Raw genomic sequence first — 21012 nt, 5'->3', positions numbered from 1 at the left:
ACTCTCCTGATAGGGGCCGCATAGCAGCACCCGCAAAATGAAAAAAGGGCGAGATATTATCCCGCCCTGCCTGTCCGTTTTGCGCCGCTGCGGCGTTATCGCCATCGCAGCGGCTCAGTGAATAACGGCGTTATGCTTTCTTCTTGTCGCGGCTGTGTAAGCCACGTTTTTCCAGGCCGCGATAGATCAGCTGCTGCTGGATGATGGTCACCAGGTTACTGACGATGTAGTACAGCACCAGACCTGACGGGAACCACAGGAAGAACACGGTAAAGATCACCGGCATAAAGGTCATGATCTTCTGCTGCATAGGATCGGTGACGGTGGTTGGCGACATCTTCTGAATGAAGAACATTGTCACGCCCATCAGGATCGGCAGGATGTAGTACGGGTCCTGCGCAGAAAGGTCATGGATCCACAGGGCGAACGGCGCATGGCGCAGCTCGACCGAGCCCATCAGCATATAGTAAAGGGCAAGGAAGATTGGCATCTGAATAACCAGCGGCAGACAGCCACCCAGCGGGTTAACCTTCTCCGCCTTGTACATCGCCATCATTTCCTGGCTCATACGCTGCTTATCATCACCCATGCGCTCACGCATCGCCTGAATCTTCGGCTGCAGCATGCGCATTTTCGCCATGGAGGTGTACTGCGCTTTGGTCAGCGGGTACATGATGCCACGAACGATAAAGGTGATAACGATAATCGAGAAGCCCCAGTTACCGATAAAGCTGTGCAGGAACTTCAGCAGTTTGAACAGCGGCTGCGAGATAAACCACAACCACCCGTAATCCACCGTCAGATCGAGATGCGGCGCAACGGCAGCCATACGATCCTGAATTTCCGGGCCAACCCACAGCGTGGCGGCCAGCGATTGCTGACTGCCCGCGGCGATGGTGACCGGCGCAGACTTATAACCTACCGCAGCAATATCGTTGCCGAGATTGGTGGTATAGAGCGAGTTCATGCCAGCGGTGCGCGGGACCCATGCGGTAGCAAAATATTGCTGCAACATAGCGACCCAGCCGTTGCTGGTGGTGGTGCTCAGGTTCTCGTTATCAGCGATGGTGTCGAACTTATATTTCTCGTACTTCTCTTCGCTGGTTGAGAAAGCCGCACCGCGGAACGTGTGCAGCGCAAAGTTGTTGCTGCCCGTGTCGCGATGTTTTGGCAGCGTCATGGTCTGCTTCAGCTGGCCGAACATTGAGACTTCCAGCGGCTGCTGCGTGGTGTTATTCACCTGGTAGTCAACGTTAACGGCATATTCGCCACGTTTCACTACGAAGGTTTTTGTGAACACCGCGCCGTTCTCTGCTGTAAACACCATTGGAATACGCAGTTCGCTCTGGCCATCAGCCAGCTCGAAATTATCCTGCGTGGTGGTGTACAGCGGACGCGCACCGTTGTTTGGATTGTCTGGACCGTTACGACCGGTCAGGCCACTTTGCGCCTGATAAATGAAGCCCGGCTTGGTTTCCAGCAGCTGGAATGGCTGCGTTGAACCGAGCTTATCCGGATAGGTCAGCAACTGAGCCTGCTCAACATCGCCACCGCGAGTATTAATGTGCAGGGACAGGACATCGGTCTTAACGGTGATCGTTTTGCCCTGGCCGCTGGCAGGAACACCCTGGCTTGCGGCATCACCGGCTACTGTTGTGTTTTGCGTGGTCTGGGTTTGCTGCGGCTGCGGAGCGTGGTCCGTCTGCCAGGCTTGCCAGATCATGAAAGACACGAACAGAAAAGCGATGAGAAAAAGATTGCGTTGCGAATCCATCGTTAATGTTCTCTGGTATCAAAGGTTTTTGGCGGCACAGGATCGTCGCCACCCGGGTTTAAGGGGTGGCATTTTAATACGCGTTTCATTGTCAACCAACTGCCTTTTATAACCCCAAACCTGCGTAATGCCTCAATCCCATACTGTGAACAGGTGGGATTGAACCGACAGTGGGGTCCAAGCAGCGGACTGATAACGCGTTGATAGACGCGAATCAGTGCGATCAGGAGCCGCGAGCCAGGCGACAGTGACGACGCCATAGTTTCTCCAACGCTTCCACTAGCGCACTATTATCGAGGTCGGCAATTCCCTTCTTCGCCACGATCACAAAGTCCATTGCCGGAAGCTCGTGTTGACGCAGGCGAAAGCTTTCGCGGGTCAATCGCTTGATCCGGTTACGCTCATGCGCGCGTTTGACATGCTTTTTGGCGACTGTGAGACCGATGCGGGGATGCCCCAGCGAATTAAGGCGGCCGAGTATAGTAATTTGCGGCGTGCCAGCCCGTTGTGGCTGCTGGAAGACGAAAGTGAAATGAGTGGGAGTTAACAAACGTAACTCCCTGGGAAATGCGAGCTTAACCACGAGGGTTAGCTTTATTACTTAGAAACGGTCAGACGAGAGCGGCCTTTAGCACGACGACGTGCCAGAACCTGACGACCATTTTTGGTTGCCATACGAGCACGGAAACCGTGTGAACGGTTACGCTTCAGTACGGACGGTTGAAAAGTGCGTTTCATGGCGATTTCTACCTAAACTTGAAAAATTTCACTTGGTGACGCGTTTCAGGTCAGAAAACCGACCGACGCCTCAATAATAAAGAGGCGGGATTGTAATAATTGTACAGTCCGGAGTCAATTTACTTCGCATAAAACGGCACCGCTCGGTCCCGAATCGGCCCAATCGGGCGAGTAGCGATTACGCTGGGGGGAGAATTATACGGGCTGCGCATAAAAGCGCAAGGATCGTACCGGATCTTCTGGCGATCATTTCATTTATGCCTGTGGTCAGAGCAGTGGATATCCTGGGAAAAAAATCACGGTTTTCGGTGCCCGCCTGGGTGCGTTTTGTACAAGCTGGCGTAAACTTAGCCCGGTTGAACGCCTGTGGATAAAATGGATCAAATCTGTGTAGAAAGTGAAGATCTCTGCGGCACTTTGCGTTATGATCCGCCGCTTCCGCTGACGATCCTGAAAGCGATTGTCAAAGGAACCACCGCAGATAGCGGTCGCATGCGTGTCTTCGCCTCTGCGTCAACAATGATGAATTCGTTTCAGCGCCTTTTTTCTTATCGATTTTGTTCGAGTGGAGTCCGCCGTGTCACTTACGCTTTGGCAACAGTGTCTTGCCCGTTTGCAGGATGAGCTACCTGCCACCGAATTCAGTATGTGGATAAGACCTCTGCAGGCTGAGCTCAACGGCAATACGCTGGCCCTGTACGCACCAAATCGGTTTGTACTCGACTGGGTTCGGGATAAATACCTAAATAATATCAACGGGCTGCTGAATGACTTTTGCGGCTCGGATACACCTTTATTGCGTTTTGAAGTAGGCAGCAAGCCGGTAACGCAGACGCTCAGTCAGCCAACGCTGGCCAGCGCCAACGCGACTATCTCGGCACCGACGTTGGCACCGAATCGTCCGTCGCCCATTGCGCGTCCAAGCTGGGACAACGTGCCGGCCCCTGCGGAGCCTTCTTACCGCTCTAACGTTAATACGCGACACAACTTTGATAACTTCGTTGAGGGTAAATCTAACCAACTGGCGCGCGCGGCGGCACGTCAGGTGGCAGATAATCCCGGCGGCGCTTATAACCCGCTTTTCCTTTATGGCGGCACCGGTCTCGGTAAAACCCACCTGCTGCATGCGGTAGGCAACGGCATCATGGCGCGTAAGCCAAATGCTAAAGTGGTTTACATGCACTCCGAGCGTTTTGTGCAGGATATGGTAAAAGCGCTGCAGAATAACGCGATTGAAGAATTCAAACGCTACTACCGTTCGGTTGATGCGTTGCTGATCGATGATATTCAGTTCTTTGCTAATAAAGAGCGCTCACAGGAGGAGTTTTTTCACACCTTTAATGCGCTGCTCGAAGGCAATCAGCAGATCATCCTGACGTCAGATCGCTATCCAAAAGAGATTAACGGCGTGGAAGATCGCCTGAAATCGCGCTTTGGCTGGGGACTGACCGTGGCGATTGAGCCGCCAGAGCTGGAAACCCGCGTGGCGATCCTGATGAAAAAGGCGGATGAGAACGATATTCGTCTGCCTGGCGAAGTGGCGTTTTTTATTGCCAAGCGCCTGCGTTCCAACGTCCGTGAGCTGGAAGGGGCGTTGAACCGCGTGATCGCCAACGCTAACTTTACCGGCCGCGCCATTACCATCGATTTCGTGCGCGAAGCGCTGCGCGATCTACTGGCGCTGCAGGAAAAGCTGGTCACCATCGATAACATTCAAAAGACGGTGGCGGAATATTACAAAATTAAAGTGGCCGATTTGCTCTCCAAGCGCCGTTCGCGCTCGGTAGCGCGGCCGCGTCAAATGGCCATGGCCATGGCCAAAGAGTTAACCAACCACAGCCTGCCAGAAATTGGCGATGCGTTTGGTGGCCGCGATCATACGACCGTGCTGCACGCCTGCCGGAAGATCGAGCAGTTACGTGAAGAAAGTCACGATATCAAAGAAGATTTTTCCAATTTAATCAGAACCCTATCTTCCTGACGCTATGAAATTTACTGTAGAACGTGAGCAATTACTCAAACCATTGCAACAAGTTAGTGGCCCGTTAGGCGGTCGTCCTACGCTGCCTATTCTCGGTAACCTGCTGCTGCAGGTTAATGAAGGCACGCTGTTGCTGACCGGCACCGATTTGGAAATGGAGATGGTGGCGCGCGTGGCGTTAAGCCAGCCTCATGAGCCAGGCGCCACCACCGTGCCCGCACGTAAGTTCCTCGACATCTGTCGCGGGCTGCCGGAAGGCGCGGAGATCAGCGTCGTGCTGGAAGGCGAACGGATGCTGGTGCGCTCTGGCCGCAGCCGCTTCTCGCTCTCCACGCTGCCGGCCAGCGATTTCCCGAATCTTGACGACTGGCAGAGCGAGGTGGAATTTACCCTGCCGCAGGCGACGATGAAACGGTTAATCGAAGCGACCCAGTTCTCGATGGCGCATCAGGATGTTCGTTATTATCTCAACGGCATGCTGTTTGAAACCGAAGGTGAAGAGCTGCGTACGGTAGCCACCGACGGCCACCGTCTGGCGGTCTGTTCAATGCCGGTGGGTCAGGCATTGCCGAACCACTCGGTGATCGTGCCGCGCAAAGGGGTGATTGAACTGTTGCGCCTGCTGGACGGTGGCGACACGCCGCTGCAGGTTCAGATTGGCAGCAGCAACATTCGTGCGCACGTCGGCGATTTTATCTTCACCTCCAAGCTGGTTGATGGCCGTTTCCCTGATTATCGCCGCGTATTGCCGAAAAATCCGGATAAAACGCTGGATGCCGGTTGCGATTTGCTGAAACAGGCTTTTGCCCGTGCTGCGATTCTGTCGAATGAGAAGTTCCGCGGCGTTCGCCTCTACATCAGCGAAAATCAGCTGCGTATTACGGCAAACAACCCGGAGCAGGAAGAAGCGGAAGAGATTCTCGACGTGACTTACGGCGGCAGTGAGCTGGAGATTGGCTTCAACGTCAGCTACGTGCTCGACGTGCTGAATACGCTGAAGTGCGAAAACGTGCGTCTGCTGCTCACCGATTCAGTGTCCAGCGTGCAGATTGAAGATGCAGCGAGTCAGTCGGCGGCCTATGTCGTTATGCCAATGCGGCTCTGAGGCGATCGCAGCGGGCTAACTCACTGGCCAGTTTGACGCCGGGCAGTGCGCGCAATGCTCACGTACTTCAGTACGCTCCGCTTGCTGTGCGCTGGCCGTCGCCAAACTGACTGCGCCGTTAACGCCCTGGATTTAGGTAGTCAACGGCGGATGGTTTGTTGGAAAGGCGCGTTGTTTTGTTTAGTGCCGCTTGCTGTGCGCTGGCCGTCGCCAAACTGACTGCGCCGTTAACGCCCTGGATTTAGGTAGTCAACGGCGGATGGTTTGTTGGAAAGGCGCGTTGTTTTGTTTAGTGCCGCTTGCTGTGCGCTGGCCGTCGCCAAACTGACTGCGCCGTTAACGCCCTGGAATTAGGTGGTTAACGGCGAGTAATTTTGGAAAAGGTACTGTTTTTTGTCGTGCCGTTGCTGCTCCGGTTTTCTGGCGATAAACGCCGCGCGAAACGATTAAAAAAGTCGCGTTTTATCCTTGTTTAGTGCGGCTTGCGACCCCATATTCTTATCAGGCGAAGCAGTTCTCCTGTCCCGCTTTTTTTGGATTAATTCATGGCTTTAACCCGCCTGCTTATTAAAGACTTCCGCAACATCGAAAATGCCGATCTGGCGCTGGCGCCGGGATTTAACTTCCTGATTGGCGCAAACGGCAGCGGCAAAACCAGCGTGCTCGAAGCGATCTATACGCTGGGTCATGGCCGCGCGTTTCGCAGCCTGCAGGCGGGCCGGGTAATTCGCCATGAGCAGGATGCGTTCGTGTTGCATGGCCGTATTGAAGGCAACGAGCGGGAAATATCGGTGGGCCTGTCGAAAAACCGTGCTGGTGACAGCAAAGTGCGTATCGACGGCAGCGACGGGCATAAAGTCGCCGAACTGGCGCAAATGCTGCCGATGCAGCTGATCACGCCGGAAGGTTTCACCCTGCTGAATGGTGGGCCAAAATATCGCCGCGCCTATATCGACTGGGGCTGTTTTCACAATGCGCCGGGCTTCTTTCTTGCCTGGAGCAATCTGCGCCGCCTGATGAAACAGCGCAACGCCGCGCTGCGTCAGGTGAGTCGCTATCAGCAGATTCGCGCGTGGGATCAGGAACTGGTGCCGCTGGCGATGGAAATCAGCCGCTGGCGCGCGGAATACAGCGACGCTATCGCCGCCGATATCAGCGCGACCTGCGCCCAGTTTTTACCCGAATTCCAGCTGACCTTTTCGTTCCAGCGCGGCTGGGACAAAGAGAGCGATTACGCCGAACTGCTGGAGCGTAACTTTGAGCGCGATCGTGCGCTGACTTATACCGCCAGCGGCCCGCATAAAGCGGACTTCCGCATCCGTGCCGACGGCACGCCGGTGGAAGATCTGCTGTCACGCGGGCAGCTAAAACTCCTGATGTGCGCCCTTCGCCTGGCTCAGGGTGAGTTTCTCACCCGCCAGAACGGCAGGCGCTGTCTCTATCTGATCGATGATTTTGCCTCGGAACTGGACGACAGCCGTCGCCGCCTGTTAGCGGACCGTCTGAAAGCCACTCAAGCCCAAGTTTTTGTCAGTGCCATTGGCGCTGAACACGTCATCGATATGACTGACGAAAAGGGCAAGATGTTCCGCGTAGAACAGGGTAAAATAGCGGTTCAACCTGAAGATGAAATGAGCGAGAAACGTTGATGTCGAATTCTTATGACTCCTCCAGTATCAAAGTCCTGAAAGGGCTTGATGCGGTACGCAAACGCCCGGGCATGTACATCGGTGATACCGATGACGGCACCGGTCTGCACCATATGGTATTCGAGGTTGTGGATAACGCCATCGACGAAGCACTCGCCGGACACTGTAGTGAAATTCAGGTCACCATTCATGCTGATAATTCCGTATCGGTACAGGATGATGGTCGCGGAATTCCAACCGGTATTCACGAAGAAGAGGGTGTTTCTGCGGCGGAAGTGATCATGACCGTGCTGCATGCCGGCGGCAAGTTTGATGACAACTCCTATAAAGTTTCCGGTGGTCTGCATGGCGTGGGCGTATCGGTGGTAAACGCCCTGTCCGAGAAGCTGGAATTGACCATTCGTCGCGATGGCAAGGTTCACCATCAGCTCTATGTGCACGGCGTGCCACAGGCACCGCTGGCGGTCACCGGTGAGACCGACACCACCGGTACGCGCGTGCGTTTCTGGGCCAGTCACCAAACCTTTACCAACGTGCTTGATTTTGAATATGACATTCTGGCCAAGCGCCTGCGCGAGCTGTCATTCCTGAACTCCGGCGTGTCTATTCGCCTGGAAGACAAGCGCGACGGCAAGAGCGACCATTTCCATTACGAAGGCGGTATCAAAGCCTTTGTGGAATACCTGAACAAAAACAAAACCCCCATTCACCCGAACGCCTTCTATTTCTCTACCGAGAAAGATGGCATTGGCGTGGAAGTGGCGCTGCAGTGGAACGACGGTTTCCAGGAAAATATTTACTGTTTCACCAACAACATTCCACAGCGCGACGGCGGTACGCACCTGGCCGGTTTCCGTGCGGCAATGACCCGTACGCTGAACGCCTACATGGATAAAGAAGGCTACAGCAAGAAAGCCAAGGTCAGCGCTACCGGTGACGATGCGCGTGAAGGCCTGATTGCCGTGGTATCGGTGAAAGTGCCAGATCCAAAATTCTCTTCGCAGACCAAAGATAAGCTGGTCTCTTCCGAGGTGAAATCCGCGGTGGAGCAGCAGATGAACGAACTGCTGGCCGAATACCTGCTGGAAAACCCAGGCGATGCGAAAATCGTAGTGGGTAAAATCATTGATGCGGCGCGTGCGCGTGAAGCAGCACGTCGTGCCCGTGAAATGACCCGTCGTAAAGGCGCGCTGGATCTGGCTGGCCTGCCGGGCAAGCTGGCGGACTGTCAGGAGCGCGATCCGGCGATGTCTGAAATCTACCTGGTGGAGGGTGACTCCGCAGGCGGTTCAGCGAAGCAAGGCCGTAACCGTAAGAATCAGGCGATTCTGCCGCTGAAGGGTAAAATCCTCAACGTCGAGAAAGCGCGCTTCGATAAGATGCTCGCTTCGCAGGAAGTTGCCACGCTGATCACCGCGCTGGGCTGCGGCATTGGACGCGATGAGTACAACCCGGACAAGCTGCGTTATCACAGCATCATCATCATGACCGATGCCGACGTCGACGGTTCGCACATCCGTACGCTGCTGTTGACCTTCTTCTATCGTCAGATGCCGGAAATCATTGAGCGCGGCCATGTTTATATCGCGCAGCCACCGCTCTACAAGGTGAAAAAAGGCAAGCAGGAGCAGTACATCAAAGATGATGAGGCGATGGATCAGTATCAAATCGCCATCGCGATGGACGGCGCCACGCTGCATACCAACGCCAGCGCACCGGCATTGAACGGCGAGCAGCTGGAAACGCTGGTTGCAGATTTCAACAGCACGAAGAAAATGATCAAACGCATGGAGCGCCGTTTCCCGGTGGCGCTGCTGAACGCGCTGATCTACCATCCGACGCTGGCCAGTCTGGAGAACGAGCAGGAAGTCACCGAATGGAATACCGCGCTGGTGAACTACCTGAACGAGAAAGAGTCGCACGGCAGCACCTATATGGCGCAGATGCGTGAAAACCGTGAGCACAACACCTTTGAACCGGTTTTGCGCGTTCGCACCCACGGTGTTGATACCGATTATGTGCTGGACAATGAATTTATCCTCGGCGGCGAATACCGCAAGATTTGCGCCCTTGGCGTGAAACTGCGCGGCCTGATCGAAGAAGATGCCTTCATTGAGCGTGGTGAACGCCGTCAGCCGGTGACCAGCTTTGAGCAGGCGCTGGAGTGGCTGGTGAAAGAGTCGCGTCGCGGTCTGTCGGTACAGCGCTATAAAGGGCTGGGCGAGATGAACCCTGAGCAGCTGTGGGAAACCACGATGGATCCGGACAGCCGTCGCATGCTGCGCGTCACGGTGAAAGACGCCATCGCGGCCGATCAGCTGTTTACCACGCTGATGGGCGATGCGGTTGAACCGCGCCGTGCCTTCATCGAAGAGAACGCACTGAAAGCCGCTAACATCGATATCTGATTGGCTTGATGCAGTAAAAAGGCGACCCATTGTGGTCGCCTTTTTTATGGGCGGCGCGCACCTTGCGCATTGTCTGAATCCAGGATCATGCCCAAACTCTCCAGGCAATGCGAGCTGAATCGCGCTAGCATTGAGACAAATACCGACGTTAACGAGGATGTTATGGCGATCAAGCTTATTGCAATTGATATGGACGGCACGCTGCTCAATCCGCAGCATCTTATTACTCCTGCGGTAAAAGAGGCGATTGCCCGCGCGATTGAGCAGGGCGTGCACATCGTCCTGACCACCGGCCGCCCGCTGGTGGGGATTCAGCGCTATCTGATGGAGCTGGATCTGCAACGTGAAGGCCAATACTGCATCAGCAACAACGGCGCGCTGGTGCACCGTGCCACCGATGGCGAATGCATCGCTGAAGTCACGCTCACCTTTGATGACTATCTCTATTTTGAGCAGCTGGCGCGTGAGCTGGGTGTGCATTTCCAGGCGCTGGATAAAGCCTCGCTGTATACCGCTAACAAAGACATCAGTGAATACACCATTCATGAAGCGAGCCTGACCGGCATCCCGCTGCGCTACCGCAGCGTGGAAGAGATGGACCGCGGCTTAACCTTTCCCAAGGTAATGATGATCGATTCGCCTGCGGTACTGGATGCAGCGATTAAACGTCTGCCGCAGCAGGCCACCGCCAATTACACCATCCTGAAAAGCGCGCCGTACTACCTTGAAATTCTGAACAAACGGGTTAATAAAGGCGAAGGCGTGCGCGTGCTGGCTGAGCAGCTCAACCTGTCACGGGATGAAGTGATGGCGATTGGCGATCAGGAGAACGATCTGGCGATGCTGGAATATGCCGGTACGGGCGTGGCGATGGGTAATGCTATCGACTCGGTTAAGGCGATCGCGCAGTTTGTTACCAAAACCAATATGGAAGATGGCGTCGCCCACGCGATTGAGAAATTCGTGCTGGCATAAATAGCGCCTTGCGCCATAACGCGGCCTGCGCTGGCACCCCTCAGCGCTTTCGCGTAAGTTGACTGGCAACGCTTTCAATTAAGGTTGCCAGATGACTGAAAAACAAATCACTTTTGCTGCACGTAATCATCAGCTTACCAACATCAACGTCTGGACCGCCGACAGCGAATGGCTGGCTTTTGACGTGCGGCCTTCCGGCGCCTCTTTTACCGGCCTGACGATTGAGCAGGTCAACGTTCACAGCGGTGAGACGGCGGTAATCTATCAGGCGCAGGATGGCGCGCACGTTGGCGTGGTCACCGTCAGTCCCGATCTGCCGCCGCGCTATGCGTTTATTCACGGGCCGGAACACCCTGACGCGCAGTGGCAATATGACCTGCATCACCGGCGTGGCGTTATTGTGGAGAATGGCCAGGCAACCAACCTTGATGCCTGCGATATCACGCCGCCGTTTACGCCGGGCGCGCTGCGTGGCGGCTCGCACGTCCACGTTTTCAGCCCGGATGGATCGCGGCTGAGCTTTACTTATAACGATCATGTGATGCACGAGCGCGATCGACGTGACGATCTGCGCAACGTTGGCGTCGCGCTGCCCATCGGCCCCGTTTGCCCGCTGAAAGCGCATCCGCGTGAGCATGATGGCAGCCATTTCTGCGTGCTGATCAGCCAAACGCAGGTCGCGCCACGGCCAGGTAGCGATGAGATCAATCGCGCCTATGAAGAGTGTTGGGTAGGTGATAACGGCTATAAAAAGCTGGATGGCAGCTGGCAGCGTTGGGCGATCGCCTTCATTGGCGATACGGTTTCCGCCAGTGGCGAAAAAGTCCCGGAGGTGTTTATTGTCGATTTGCCTGATGACCCAGAAGCCTGTAAACAGCCCGGCGAAGCGCCACTGGAAGGGACGGCAGAGAGATTGCCTGCGCCGCCGCGAGGCATACAGCAGCGGCGATTAACCTTTACTCACGGGCTGGCGCAGCAGCCAAGGCACTGGTTGCGTGCCACGCCGGACGGCAGTCGTATCGCTTTTTTGCTGGCCGATGAACGGCAGCAGCCGCAGCTGTGGACGGTGTCGCCCAACGGCGGCGAGCCACATCAGCGCACACAGCTCAGCGGCGGCATTCAGTCGGCATTTAGCTGGCGGCCCGATGGCACGGCGGTGGCGTTTATTGCCGATAACAGCGTGATGCTGTGGCAAAGAGCGAACGGGAAAATTGATCGTTTGACGCCGCGGACGGTAACGGCGCCATGCGGCGATGCGGTGGTGTTTTCACCCGATGGTAGCCAGATTGCCTACATGCGTGACGTGGCAGGCTATCGGCAAATTTTTACAGTGACGACTGACTAACCGGCATGGGCGCGGCCTGGGCCAGATTTTCCTGGGTATGCGCCAGCTTTTCGCTTTGCAGCACGCGAGCACGCGGTGAGTCGAGGCTTTTATCGTCGTCCGAACGGAAGTAATCCCACGGCAACAGCAGCGTATCCATCACCGCAGAGAAAGGCAGATCGACGATAGCCAGCGGCTTAATGGCCCAACTGGTGCCATCATCGGCAATCAAATCCGCACTGGCACGCGTGCCGGGATAGTAACCCTGGCTGGCACCGGTATGCGACATCACGCTGGAACAGCCGGTGCTGACCAGCGTGCAGCAGGCCAGTAAACCGGCCATACGGTATTTTTTCATCATGTTCATTTTCATCATCCCTACAGTCCGTTGCTAACGGCCCGAGTGTTATCGCCTGCGGGTCGGAAACCATCCGATCACTCTGTGGTGACTGCAGCCGTTGTATGGCGAATTGTCCTCTGAGTGTATGACAATCACTGGTTTTTGGTTAAAAAAAATTGCTGTTTTCCCCCTTGAAAGCCGCAGTGAAATCCCCATTTTCTTGTTACGGTCACAAAAGCGAACGCCGAAAGGGTCGCCGACCGGATGTCACGCCTGTCCTTAAAGGAGGGCGAACACCTAACACTTGCTGAATTCAGGAGTATTTCCATGCGTAACTTTGACCTTTCCCCACTGTACCGCTCCGCTATTGGTTTCGATCGCCTGATTAACCTGATCGAATCTGGCCAAAACCAGAGCAACGGTGGCTATCCTCCTTACAACGTCGAGCTGGTCGATGAGAATAAATATCGCATCACCATCGCCGTTGCTGGCTTCGCCCAGAGCGAACTGGATATCACCGCTCATGACAATCTGCTGATTGTGCGTGGTGCCCATGCTGAAGAGCAAACCGAGCGTAAATACCTCTATCAGGGCATTGCAGAGCGTAACTTCGAGCGCAAATTCCAGCTGGCTGAGCACGTTGTTGTGCGTGACGCCCGCCTCGAAAACGGTCTGCTGTACATCGACCTTGAGCGTCTGGTGCCGGAAGAGCGCAAACCGCGCCGCATTGAAATCCTCAACTAAGAAAAACGCCGCTGAAAAGCGGCGTTTTTTTATCGTCTCTTCACCGGGTTAGGGCGACCGGCTGAGCCGTGCGGTTAACAGCAGTCCGCCAAAAATATTCACCAGCAGGCCTGCAATCACTACCGCTGCGCCTGCCATCTGCTGTAACGACAGCCGCTCGCCCAATACCACTGCGGCGCTGATAATGCCTACCACCGGCACCAGCAACGACAGCGGCGCCACGCGCCAGGTTTCATAACGGCTGAGCAGATTTCCCCAGATGCCATAGCCAAGAATGGTGGCAACAAACGCCAGGTAGATCAGCGCCAGCACCGTGGTCAGCGAGATATGCAGCAGGCTGGTGGTGATCGCCTCGCTGCCTTCAAACAGCCATGAGCAGAGAAAAAAGGGCGCTATCGGCACCAGCGCGCTCCAGGTAACCAGCGACAGCACTGGCACCGAGCGATTACGCATGATGATCTTATTGGTGATATTGCCGAATCCCCATGACAGCGCCGCCGCCAGCGTCATCATCATGGTGGTCAGCGTCACGCCCGCGGTGGTTTGTCCCTGCATGCCCGAGGTTGCCAGCAGAAAGATGCCCAGCGTCGCGATCAGCATGCCCGCCACATGATTCCAGCGCAGCTTTTCGGCCAACAGCAACGCGCCCAGGCCAATGGTGAAGAACGCCTGCGCCTGCAACACCAGCGACGCCAGACCTGCCGGCATACCGAGCTTGATGGCCAGAAACAGCAGAGCGAACTGACCAAAACTGATGGTCAGGCCATACAGCATCAACCAGCGCAGCGGCACCTGTGGTCGGCGCACAAAGAAAATGGCGGGAAAGGCAACCAGCGTGAAGCGCAGACCGGCGAGTAAAAAAGGCGGCATGCCCTGTAAACCGAGCTTGATCACCACAAAGTTGACGCCCCAGGCGACCACCACGCACAGCGCTAACAGCATATCTCTGACTGACATAAACCTCCCTGATACAGACGATTAACATGGCAAGCCGTCACGTAATGCCGGACGATGGCCAGCCGCATTCTTTTATCGATGAATCCCGGTAAAACGCCAGCGACGCGTATTCAGGGCGAGCGCGGTAGTGACGATCATCCGGGTTAACGGATGCTCACGCCGATCGGTTTACTGAGCTCCTGCGCCAGCCAACGACACGAAAAACCCGCCGAGAGGCAGCAGGTTGGGAAACGCGCTGTGTTACAGACAATCGGCGCCAGAAGTGGCAGCCGACGTTAAATGCCTGCTGTCCGTGCTTATTCGCCGCTAAAGGCTTTATCCAGTTCCTCGGCGAGAATCTGGATACCACGCTCAATTTTTTCCGCTTCCGGCACATAGTTCATGCGCATGCACTGATGGGTGTGCGGCCAGTCATATTCCAGGCCTGGAAAGAAGAAGTGGCCAGGCACCATCAGCACGCCGCGTGCCTTCAAACGCTGGTAGAGCATTTCCGTGGTGATTGGCAAATCCGGAAACCACAGCCACAGGAAAATCGCCCCTTCTGGTTTGTGTATCAGGCAGCGATCGGTCGATAAATAGCGGCGAATGACGGCGATAGTCTGCTCAACACGCTGCTGATAAAAAGGTTTGATGACCTCTTCCGACAGCCGCAGCAGATCGCCGCGTTTAATCATTTCGCAGGCGATGGCCGGGCCAATACTGCCGGGTGCCAGGCTGATAATGCCGTTCATATTGCTGATGGCGTTAATCACTTTCTCATCGGCGATGATGATGCCGCAACGCGCGCCCGGCAGGCCGAGCTTCGACAGGCTCATGCACAAAATGATATTAGGGTTCCACAGCGGCCGAACGTCGCTAAAGATAATGCCGGGAAACGGTACGCCGTAGGCGTTATCGATCAGCAGCGGAATGTTGTGCTGTTGTGCAAGGACGTCGAGCTTAAGCAGCTCCTCATCGGTGATCACGTTGCCGGTGGGATTAGTCGGCCGCGAGACACAAATCAGGCCGGTCTCTTCGCCGATGTGCAGATGTTCAAAGTCGACGTGATATTTAAACTGGCCTTCCGGCAGCAGTTCAATATTGGGGCGAGCAGAAACAAACAGCGACTCATCAAGCCCGGCATCGGCATAGCCGAGATATTCCGGTGCCAGCGGAAACAGCACGCGCTTTTTGCTGCCGTCGGCGCAGCGACCGGCGTAAAGATTAAACAGATAGAAAAAGGCGCTCTGGCTGCCGTTGGTCAGGGCGATATTCTGCGATGAAATATCCCAGCCGAGATGATCGCGCAGCAGTGCAGCCAGCGCATCGAGCAGCGTGGCTTTGCCGCGTGGACCGTCATAATTGCACAACGCTTCCGCCAGCTTGCCATCGTTATGCATCTGCTGCAAAAGCTGCTGAAAATAGTCATCCATTGCCGGAATCTGCGCCGGATTACCGCCGCCCAGCATAATCGCACCGGGCGTGCGCAGGCCTTCACCCATGTCTTCCATTAAGCGGGAAATGCCGGAGTGACGCGTAAATTTTTCACCAAATTGGGAGAAGCTCATAGCAGGATCGTTTGTTAATGAGATGTAGAGGTCCACCTTAACGCCGGTGGCAAATGGGTGCAATGAGAAAGGGCAGCGAAGCGGGACGAGGCGAACCTCGTCCGCCAGAACTTACTTCAGGACCTGAGGATTAACGCAGTTTTTCTCGACGTTGCCGCTTAACGCCGCAATCAGGTTATCCACCGCGTCGCGTGCCATGCCGTAACGCGTTTCATGGGTGGCGGAGCCGATGTGCGGCAGTGCCACGACGTTAGGCAGCGTCAGCAGTTCAGAGCTGACCGGTAATGGCTCAACTTCAAACACATCCAGACCTGCAGCGTGAATCGTGCCGTTTTTCAGGGCGGCAATCAGCGCCTGCTCATCCACCACCGGCCCACGGCCCGCGTTGATCAGGATGGCGCTCGATTTCATTTTGGCTAGCTGCGCTTCGCCAATCAGATGATGGGTTTCATCGGTCAGCGGCAGGCTGATACAGAGAAAATCAGACTCTTTCAGCAGTGTATCCAGGTCGCAGTATTGTGCATCAAAGCGGGTTTCCGCCTCGCTGTGCTGCTTACGTGCATTGTAGAGAATGGGCATGTTAAAACCGAGGTGCGCCCGCTGCGCCAGCGCCAGGCCGATGCGGCCCATGCCGAGAATACCGAGCTTTTTATGGTGTACGTCAACGCCAAACCAGTCAGCACCGATGCTGCCCTGCCATTCACCCGCTTTTACCCGTTCGGCCACTTCCACCACGCGCCGCGCGGCGGTCAGCACCAGCGCCATCATGGTATCGGCCACGGTATCGGTCAGCACGGTTGGCGTGTGCATCAGCACCACGCCGCGCTGGTTGAGCGCATCAACGTCAAAATTGTCATAGCCCACCGAGACCGACGACGCCACGCGCAGTTTGGGCGCTTTCTGCAGAAACTCGCCGTCTACTTTGCCGCCGGAGCCGAGGATGCCTTCCGCCTGCTGGAACGCCTCCGCATGCTGCGCAACGGTCTCCGCGTTGAGGTTACTGATTTCGGTAACGGTGAAGTGCTCATCCAAACGACTGCGCAGATCGTCCGGCAGCTTTTTATAAAGAATAATCGAAGGCTTCATGCATAACTCCCTGTGAATTCTGTGATCGAAGGCGACGGCTTGCGTCGCCCTGCACGATGTTCAGGCGTGTTTCGCGCCATGGTTAACCGCAGGCTGTTTCTGCTCTGCCGGCTTTACGATCAGCGTAAGGACCACCGAGACCAACAGCGCTGCACCCATGAAAATATAAGACGCTGCCGGGCTGCCGGTGGCACCGTTGAGGTAACCGACCACCCAGGACCCGAGGAAAGATCCGAGCGCGCCCATGCTGTTGATTAACGCCATCGCGCCACCGGCGACGTTGCGTGGCAGCATCTCCGGGATAATGGCGAAGAACGGGCCGTAAGGCGCATACATCGCCGCACCGGCGATCACCAACAGCGTATAAGAGAACCAGAAATTGTCTGAGCCAACCAGATAAGAGCCGAGGAACGCCAGTGCGCCAATCAGCAGCAGAGGCCAGACAAACAGCTTACGGTTTTGCGTTTTATCCGATGCCCATGACACCACCAGCATCGCCACGGTCGCTGCCAGATAAGGCACCGCTGACAGCCAGCCCGCTTCGACCATACCCATTTGTGAGCCGCTGCGTAAAATCGACGGCAACCACAATACAAAACCGTAAACGCCGATGCTCCACGCAAAGTATTGCAGACAAAGCAGAATAACGTTACGTGACTTAAAGGCTTCGCCGTAGTTACGCACCGCTTTAATGCCTTCCTGCTCTTTCTCCAGCTGCGCCTGCAGCGCGGATTTCTCTTCGCTGCTCAGCCATTTAGCCTGGCCCGGTTTGTCCTGCACCAGGAACCACCAGGCAACCGCCCAGATCACCGCCGGAATGCCCTCAAAAATAAACATTTCGCGCCAGCCAAAGGCGTTGATCAGATAGCCGGAGACCACCGACATCCACAACACGGTGACCGGATTACCCAGGATCAGGAAGGTGTTGGCCCGTGAGCGCTCTGATTTGGTAAACCAGTTACTGATGTAGATCAGCATCGCCGGCATCACCGCCGCTTCCACGACGCCAAGCACAAAGCGAATGGCGGCCAGCATCGGAATATTGCTCACCACGCCGGTTAATGAGGCGCAAACGCCCCACAGCACCAGGCACCAGAACACCAGCTTTTTAACGCTGCGGCGTTCGGCATAAATCGCGCCCGGAATCTGGCAGAAGAAATAGCCAAGAAAAAAGAGCGCGCCCAGCAAGGAGGACATGCCTTTGGTGATGCCGAGGTCGTCGTTGATACCAGCCGCGGAGGCGAAGCTAAAGTTCGCGCGATCGAGATACGCCAGGCTGTAAGTGATAAACACGATGGGCATAATATACCACCAGCGTTTAGGCGCAATTGTGTGCTTTTTCATCCAGATATCCTCTGTTGAGGTCGCTGTCGGCCTGCTTCGCCAACCCGAAAAAAGAGAGGCTAAAAGTCACCCAGTTCAGCGCGCGTCGGTAATCCTTCGCTGTCGCCAATCACCTGGATAGCCAGAGAGCCAATTTTATTGCCGCGGCGGATCGCATCCGGCAGGCTTTTGCCGTCGAGCAAGCCGCTGATCACGCCAACCGCAAAGCCGTCGCCAGCACCTACGGTGTCGACCACGTTATCGACGCGAATCGCAGCAACCTGACCTTTTTCACCCTCGGCCGTTTTGTACCAGGCGCCGTCACAGCCGGTCTTGATAATCACCGTTTTCACCCCTTTATCGAGGTAGAAATCGGCAATCGCTTCCGGCTGGCTGTAGCCGGTGAGGATTTTGCCCTCTTTGTCGCCCGGCAATACCCAGTCGGCATATTCCGCCAGCAGGTTCAGTTGTTTCACCATCGTCTGTTCGCTCGGCCAGAGCACCGGGCGCAGATTAGGATCAAAAGAGATGGTTTTGCCCTGCGCGCGCATGCTTTTAGCCGCATGATGCAGCAGTTCAAATGAGCTGGCGGAGAGCGCCGCCGCCACGCCGCTGAGATGCAGATGGCGCGCGGCACCAAAGTAGTCGCGATTGAAATCATCGGGGGAGAGGTGGCTGGCTGCCGAACCCTTGCGGAAATATTCCACGCGCGGATCGGAGCCGTCGTCGACTTTGGATTTCAGCTGAAAGCCGGTCGGATAACGGGCATCTACGGTGACTTGCTGATGATTGACCCGCTCCTGCTCAAGCTGCTGGCAGATGAATTGCCCCAGCGAATCGTCGCCAATGCGGCTCACCCAACCGACATTGAGGCCCAGGCGCGCCAGGCCAATCGCCACGTTCAGTTCAGCGCCCGCGGCGCGTTTAACAAAGCGTTCTGCCGCCGCCAGATCGCCTGGCTCCAGCGCGACAAACATCGCCATCGCTTCGCCAATGGTGACCACATCCAGCGTACCGTTCTGTAAGCTGTGCATCGTTTACGCCTCCCGCAACAGATCAACGTAGTGACGTGTTACCGCAACCAGATCGTCGCCTTCCAGCGGGAACTCGATGCCGCGTGGCACCTCGTCAGGCAATTGCTGCAACAGCGTGCGCCAGGCATCTCCCGCCTCATCCAGCGCGATGGCGCGGAAGGTATCGCCCTGCGCCGTAGCCGCTTTTACATGAATATAGCGCACGGCATCGCTAAGCTGCGTTGCCGCCGCGTCAGCCGCCTCCCCGGTCCAGAGCCAGTTGGCCATATCAAAGGTCATCACCACCGGCACGCCAGCTTCACTGGCCTGCTGGAAAAAACGGCTGATAATCGGCAGTCGGCCATACACCGTCTGATCGTTCTCAACCGCCAGCTGCGCCTGGTATTTCGCCAGCGTGCGTTGCAGTTCAGTGAAGTCAGCCTGTTGCGGGAAGCCGCCCAGCGCCAGCTTCAGCAGGCGCGCATTGAGTTGGTCCGCTTCGCTGAGCAGGGCATCAAGATGAGGATTCAGCTCACCCTGTTCGGTGTAAAGGGATTCAGGGGCAGAATAGAATGCCACCAGCTGGTGCTCCGCCAGCGCGGCGGTCAGGGCCGGCAGATCGCCTAACGCCTGCGGGTTCATCAGCTCGCGACGGATCTCAACGCCATCGGCGCCCGCCGCTTTGATGATTGGCAGCAACGCCTGCTGACCACCGAGTTCAGCGACCTTTTGCGAGCCGTAAGCGGCGGTCACCACAATTACCTGTTTTTTCATTTTCATCTCCGCGTCTTCCGCGTTTGCGCGCATGACATAGCAAAAACGGTAATTGGAACCGGTTCCAAAGAAAAGCGGAGGAGTGTGAAACTATGATCCTGCTCACGATGTGCGCAGAATCAGGGAGAAAAAAATCTGAAAGTGAAAAATGCGGGTAAAAGTTCGCTATGGGGAGGCGATTCAGGCGCGACGTGAGGAGCCGCGGACAATCAGCTCACCGGAAAACATCTTTTCTTCCGGCGGTGTCAGGTCGCCATCGATGCGGCGAATCACCTGTTCCAGCGCCGCATAGCCAATCTGCCAGGTCGGCTGTTTCAACGTGGTGATGCCGGAACCGGCCAGTTCTGCCCACTCCAGATCGTCAAAGCCCACCAGGCCAATCTCTTCGCCCCAGGTCAACTTTAACCGCTGTAACGCGCGCGCCACCTGCAGGGTTAATGCGCCGTTGCCGACCATCAGCGCGCAGGATGTGCCCTGATGGCGCTGATAAAAGGCGCGCAGCGCCTCGTCAATCTGCGCTGGCTGCGTTAGCGGGACTTCAATGTTTTCAGCCAGGATGCCCGGCAGCGTCGCGGCGGTCTCCTGAAAGGCGCGCAGCCGTTCGCGGCGAGTATTCACCAGGCCCAGCGGTTCGCTGACAAACAGCAAATTTTTCCAGCCGTTGTCGGCCAGATGCTGTGTCGCCATTGCGGCGGCTTCCTGGTTATTCAGGCCCACAACATCACAAACAAAATCGGGAATTTTACGGTCGATCAGCACCATTGGCAGCAGCGACTGCTGTAACTGGCTGAGCGCCGCTTCGTGCATGCCCACCGCGTTAACCACAATGCCTTCTACCTGATAGCTGCTGAGCAGCTGCAAATAATATTGCTCAAGGTCGATTTCGTTATTGGTATTGCACATCAGCAGGGTAAAGCCGCGCGCCCGACAGGCGGCTTCGATGCCGGAAAGCACATCGATGGAATAGGGGTTGGTAATATCAGCGATAATCAGGCCGATCAGGCGGGTGCGGCCACGCTTCAGGCTGCGCGCCATCTGACTTGGGCGATAATCGAGTTCGGCAATCGCCTGTTCAATACGCTGTTTGAGATCCGCAGACAGCACGTTCTGCTCGCCGTTCAGGTAACGTGACACGCTGGTTTTACCCGTGTTAGCGGCGCGAGCAACGTCGCTGATCGTGGCGCGTATGGCCTTGCGGTTCATGATCTTCCTTCAGGATGACGCGAAAAGCGGAAGACTAGCACAGCTTACGAAGCGGCCGTTAGTGCTGGTTA

Annotated in this window: 19 protein-coding genes; 7 read left to right on the top strand and 12 right to left on the bottom strand. The window is 56.0% G+C overall.

Annotated elements, in window-relative coordinates; all coding sequences use genetic code 11:
- Positions 1 to 130 precede the first annotated feature (130 nt).
- From yidC to rpmH, 4 genes are read right to left on the bottom strand one after another with little or no spacing between them, the layout of a single operon-like run.
- Positions 131 to 1774, bottom strand: a complete 1644-nt coding sequence (gene yidC, locus ACJY2L_RS16805; RefSeq protein WP_067434929.1) for a membrane protein insertase YidC — start codon at positions 1772 to 1774, stop codon at positions 131 to 133.
- 2 nt (positions 1775 to 1776) lie between these two features.
- Positions 1777 to 2034 carry a membrane protein insertion efficiency factor YidD gene (yidD, locus tag ACJY2L_RS16800; RefSeq protein ID WP_071852541.1) on the bottom strand — a complete coding sequence of 86 codons (258 nt, stop codon included), beginning with the start codon at positions 2032 to 2034 and terminating at the stop codon, positions 1777 to 1779.
- Positions 1998 to 2357, bottom strand: coding sequence for a ribonuclease P protein component (rnpA, locus tag ACJY2L_RS16795; RefSeq protein ID WP_071852540.1), 360 nt, complete (start codon positions 2355 to 2357; stop codon positions 1998 to 2000). The genes yidD and rnpA overlap by 37 nt, the downstream gene beginning before the upstream one ends.
- A gap of 14 nt (positions 2358 to 2371) precedes the next feature.
- A complete protein-coding gene (rpmH, locus tag ACJY2L_RS16790; protein ID WP_003849659.1) occupies positions 2372 to 2512 on the bottom strand; it encodes a 50S ribosomal protein L34 in 141 nt (46 codons plus the stop codon).
- 577 nt (positions 2513 to 3089) lie between these two features.
- On the opposite strand from rpmH, the gene dnaA reads away from it, so the two are divergent.
- The 6 genes from dnaA (at position 3090) to ACJY2L_RS16760 (ending at position 11975) form a co-directional block, all read left to right on the top strand.
- Positions 3090 to 4493 carry a chromosomal replication initiator protein DnaA gene (gene dnaA, locus ACJY2L_RS16785; protein WP_209501007.1) on the top strand — a complete coding sequence of 468 codons (1404 nt, stop codon included), beginning with the start codon at positions 3090 to 3092 and terminating at the stop codon, positions 4491 to 4493.
- Between the two features lie 4 nt (positions 4494 to 4497).
- Positions 4498 to 5598: a DNA polymerase III subunit beta gene (gene dnaN, locus ACJY2L_RS16780; protein WP_067434920.1), complete on the top strand. Its 1101-nt coding sequence runs from the start codon at positions 4498 to 4500 to the stop codon at positions 5596 to 5598.
- Positions 5599 to 6143: 545 nt separating this feature from the next.
- Positions 6144 to 7247 carry a DNA replication/repair protein RecF gene (gene recF / locus ACJY2L_RS16775; protein WP_439213937.1) on the top strand — a complete coding sequence of 368 codons (1104 nt, stop codon included), beginning with the start codon at positions 6144 to 6146 and terminating at the stop codon, positions 7245 to 7247.
- Positions 7247 to 9655: a DNA topoisomerase (ATP-hydrolyzing) subunit B gene (gene gyrB, locus ACJY2L_RS16770; RefSeq protein WP_439213938.1), complete on the top strand. Its 2409-nt coding sequence runs from the start codon at positions 7247 to 7249 to the stop codon at positions 9653 to 9655. Before recF ends, gyrB begins: the two co-directional genes overlap by 1 nt.
- 162 nt (positions 9656 to 9817) lie before the next feature.
- Positions 9818 to 10630, top strand: coding sequence for a sugar-phosphatase (gene yidA / locus ACJY2L_RS16765; RefSeq protein ID WP_209501011.1), 813 nt, complete (start codon positions 9818 to 9820; stop codon positions 10628 to 10630).
- 91 nt (positions 10631 to 10721) lie between these two features.
- The gene (locus tag ACJY2L_RS16760; protein ID WP_439213939.1) at positions 10722 to 11975 is read left to right on the top strand and encodes a DUF3748 domain-containing protein; all 1254 of its coding nucleotides are present in this window, start codon (positions 10722 to 10724) and stop codon (positions 11973 to 11975) included.
- On the opposite strand, the gene ACJY2L_RS16755 is transcribed toward ACJY2L_RS16760, so the two are convergent.
- On the bottom strand, positions 11956 to 12321 hold the full coding sequence (locus ACJY2L_RS16755) for a YceK/YidQ family lipoprotein (protein WP_439213940.1): 366 nt from the start codon (positions 12319 to 12321) through the stop codon (positions 11956 to 11958). The genes ACJY2L_RS16760 and ACJY2L_RS16755 overlap by 20 nt on opposite strands.
- A 300-nt stretch (positions 12322 to 12621) precedes the next feature.
- Between ACJY2L_RS16755 and ibpA the strand changes: the two genes are divergently transcribed.
- The gene (gene ibpA, locus ACJY2L_RS16750; RefSeq protein WP_067434906.1) at positions 12622 to 13038 is read left to right on the top strand and encodes a small heat shock chaperone IbpA; all 417 of its coding nucleotides are present in this window, start codon (positions 12622 to 12624) and stop codon (positions 13036 to 13038) included.
- A 48-nt stretch (positions 13039 to 13086) separates the two neighbouring features.
- Here ibpA and ACJY2L_RS16745 read toward each other — a convergent pair whose 3' ends face one another.
- From ACJY2L_RS16745 to ACJY2L_RS16715, 7 genes are all read right to left on the bottom strand, one after another.
- Positions 13087 to 13995 carry an EamA family transporter gene (locus ACJY2L_RS16745; protein ID WP_439213941.1) on the bottom strand — a complete coding sequence of 303 codons (909 nt, stop codon included), beginning with the start codon at positions 13993 to 13995 and terminating at the stop codon, positions 13087 to 13089.
- A gap of 296 nt (positions 13996 to 14291) precedes the next feature.
- On the bottom strand, positions 14292 to 15542 hold the full coding sequence (locus ACJY2L_RS16740; protein ID WP_439213942.1) for a valine--pyruvate transaminase: 1251 nt from the start codon (positions 15540 to 15542) through the stop codon (positions 14292 to 14294).
- 111 nt (positions 15543 to 15653) lie between these two features.
- Positions 15654 to 16628: a glyoxylate/hydroxypyruvate reductase GhrB gene (ghrB, locus tag ACJY2L_RS16735; RefSeq protein ID WP_187488389.1), complete on the bottom strand. Its 975-nt coding sequence runs from the start codon at positions 16626 to 16628 to the stop codon at positions 15654 to 15656.
- Between the two features lie 60 nt (positions 16629 to 16688).
- Positions 16689 to 17972 carry an MFS transporter gene (locus ACJY2L_RS16730; protein ID WP_264273205.1) on the bottom strand — a complete coding sequence of 428 codons (1284 nt, stop codon included), beginning with the start codon at positions 17970 to 17972 and terminating at the stop codon, positions 16689 to 16691.
- 59 nt (positions 17973 to 18031) lie between these two features.
- Positions 18032 to 18985 carry a sugar kinase gene (locus tag ACJY2L_RS16725; RefSeq protein WP_187486565.1) on the bottom strand — a complete coding sequence of 318 codons (954 nt, stop codon included), beginning with the start codon at positions 18983 to 18985 and terminating at the stop codon, positions 18032 to 18034.
- A 3-nt stretch (positions 18986 to 18988) separates the two neighbouring features.
- A complete protein-coding gene (locus tag ACJY2L_RS16720) occupies positions 18989 to 19738 on the bottom strand; it encodes a sugar phosphate isomerase/epimerase family protein (RefSeq protein WP_439213943.1) in 750 nt (249 codons plus the stop codon).
- A gap of 180 nt (positions 19739 to 19918) precedes the next feature.
- Positions 19919 to 20941: a LacI family DNA-binding transcriptional regulator gene (locus ACJY2L_RS16715; protein ID WP_439213944.1), complete on the bottom strand. Its 1023-nt coding sequence runs from the start codon at positions 20939 to 20941 to the stop codon at positions 19919 to 19921.
- Positions 20942 to 21012: the final 71 nt, after the last annotated feature.

Origin of the sequence: Duffyella sp. Ts4, assembly GCF_051851875.1 — a bacterium.
Taxonomy (GTDB): domain Bacteria; phylum Pseudomonadota; class Gammaproteobacteria; order Enterobacterales; family Enterobacteriaceae; genus Duffyella; species Duffyella gerundensis.
Note: the sequence above shows the minus strand (reverse complement) of the source record. Positions and strands in the feature narration are given on the sequence as shown.

What these genes read in the sequence shown, in the direction of transcription:
- ACJY2L_RS16725 (WP_187486565.1), bottom strand. Translation starts at nt 18,985, where the DNA reads ATGCACAGCTTACAGAACGGTACGCTGGATGTGGTCACCATTGGCGAA.
- ACJY2L_RS16715 (WP_439213944.1), bottom strand. Translation starts at nt 20,941, where the DNA reads ATGAACCGCAAGGCCATACGCGCCACGATCAGCGACGTTGCTCGCGCC.
- yidC (WP_067434929.1), bottom strand. Translation starts at nt 1,774, where the DNA reads ATGGATTCGCAACGCAATCTTTTTCTCATCGCTTTTCTGTTCGTGTCT.
- yidD (WP_071852541.1), bottom strand. Translation starts at nt 2,034, where the DNA reads ATGGCGTCGTCACTGTCGCCTGGCTCGCGGCTCCTGATCGCACTGATT.
- dnaN (WP_067434920.1), top strand. Translation starts at nt 4,498, where the DNA reads ATGAAATTTACTGTAGAACGTGAGCAATTACTCAAACCATTGCAACAA.
- gyrB (WP_439213938.1), top strand. Translation starts at nt 7,247, where the DNA reads ATGTCGAATTCTTATGACTCCTCCAGTATCAAAGTCCTGAAAGGGCTT.
- ACJY2L_RS16760 (WP_439213939.1), top strand. Translation starts at nt 10,722, where the DNA reads ATGACTGAAAAACAAATCACTTTTGCTGCACGTAATCATCAGCTTACC.
- yidA (WP_209501011.1), top strand. Translation starts at nt 9,818, where the DNA reads ATGGCGATCAAGCTTATTGCAATTGATATGGACGGCACGCTGCTCAAT.
- ACJY2L_RS16740 (WP_439213942.1), bottom strand. Translation starts at nt 15,542, where the DNA reads ATGAGCTTCTCCCAATTTGGTGAAAAATTTACGCGTCACTCCGGCATT.
- ACJY2L_RS16755 (WP_439213940.1), bottom strand. Translation starts at nt 12,321, where the DNA reads ATGAACATGATGAAAAAATACCGTATGGCCGGTTTACTGGCCTGCTGC.
- ACJY2L_RS16720 (WP_439213943.1), bottom strand. Translation starts at nt 19,738, where the DNA reads ATGAAAAAACAGGTAATTGTGGTGACCGCCGCTTACGGCTCGCAAAAG.
- ghrB (WP_187488389.1), bottom strand. Translation starts at nt 16,628, where the DNA reads ATGAAGCCTTCGATTATTCTTTATAAAAAGCTGCCGGACGATCTGCGC.
- ACJY2L_RS16730 (WP_264273205.1), bottom strand. Translation starts at nt 17,972, where the DNA reads ATGAAAAAGCACACAATTGCGCCTAAACGCTGGTGGTATATTATGCCC.
- rpmH (WP_003849659.1), bottom strand. Translation starts at nt 2,512, where the DNA reads ATGAAACGCACTTTTCAACCGTCCGTACTGAAGCGTAACCGTTCACAC.
- recF (WP_439213937.1), top strand. Translation starts at nt 6,144, where the DNA reads ATGGCTTTAACCCGCCTGCTTATTAAAGACTTCCGCAACATCGAAAAT.
- ibpA (WP_067434906.1), top strand. Translation starts at nt 12,622, where the DNA reads ATGCGTAACTTTGACCTTTCCCCACTGTACCGCTCCGCTATTGGTTTC.
- ACJY2L_RS16745 (WP_439213941.1), bottom strand. Translation starts at nt 13,995, where the DNA reads ATGTCAGTCAGAGATATGCTGTTAGCGCTGTGCGTGGTGGTCGCCTGG.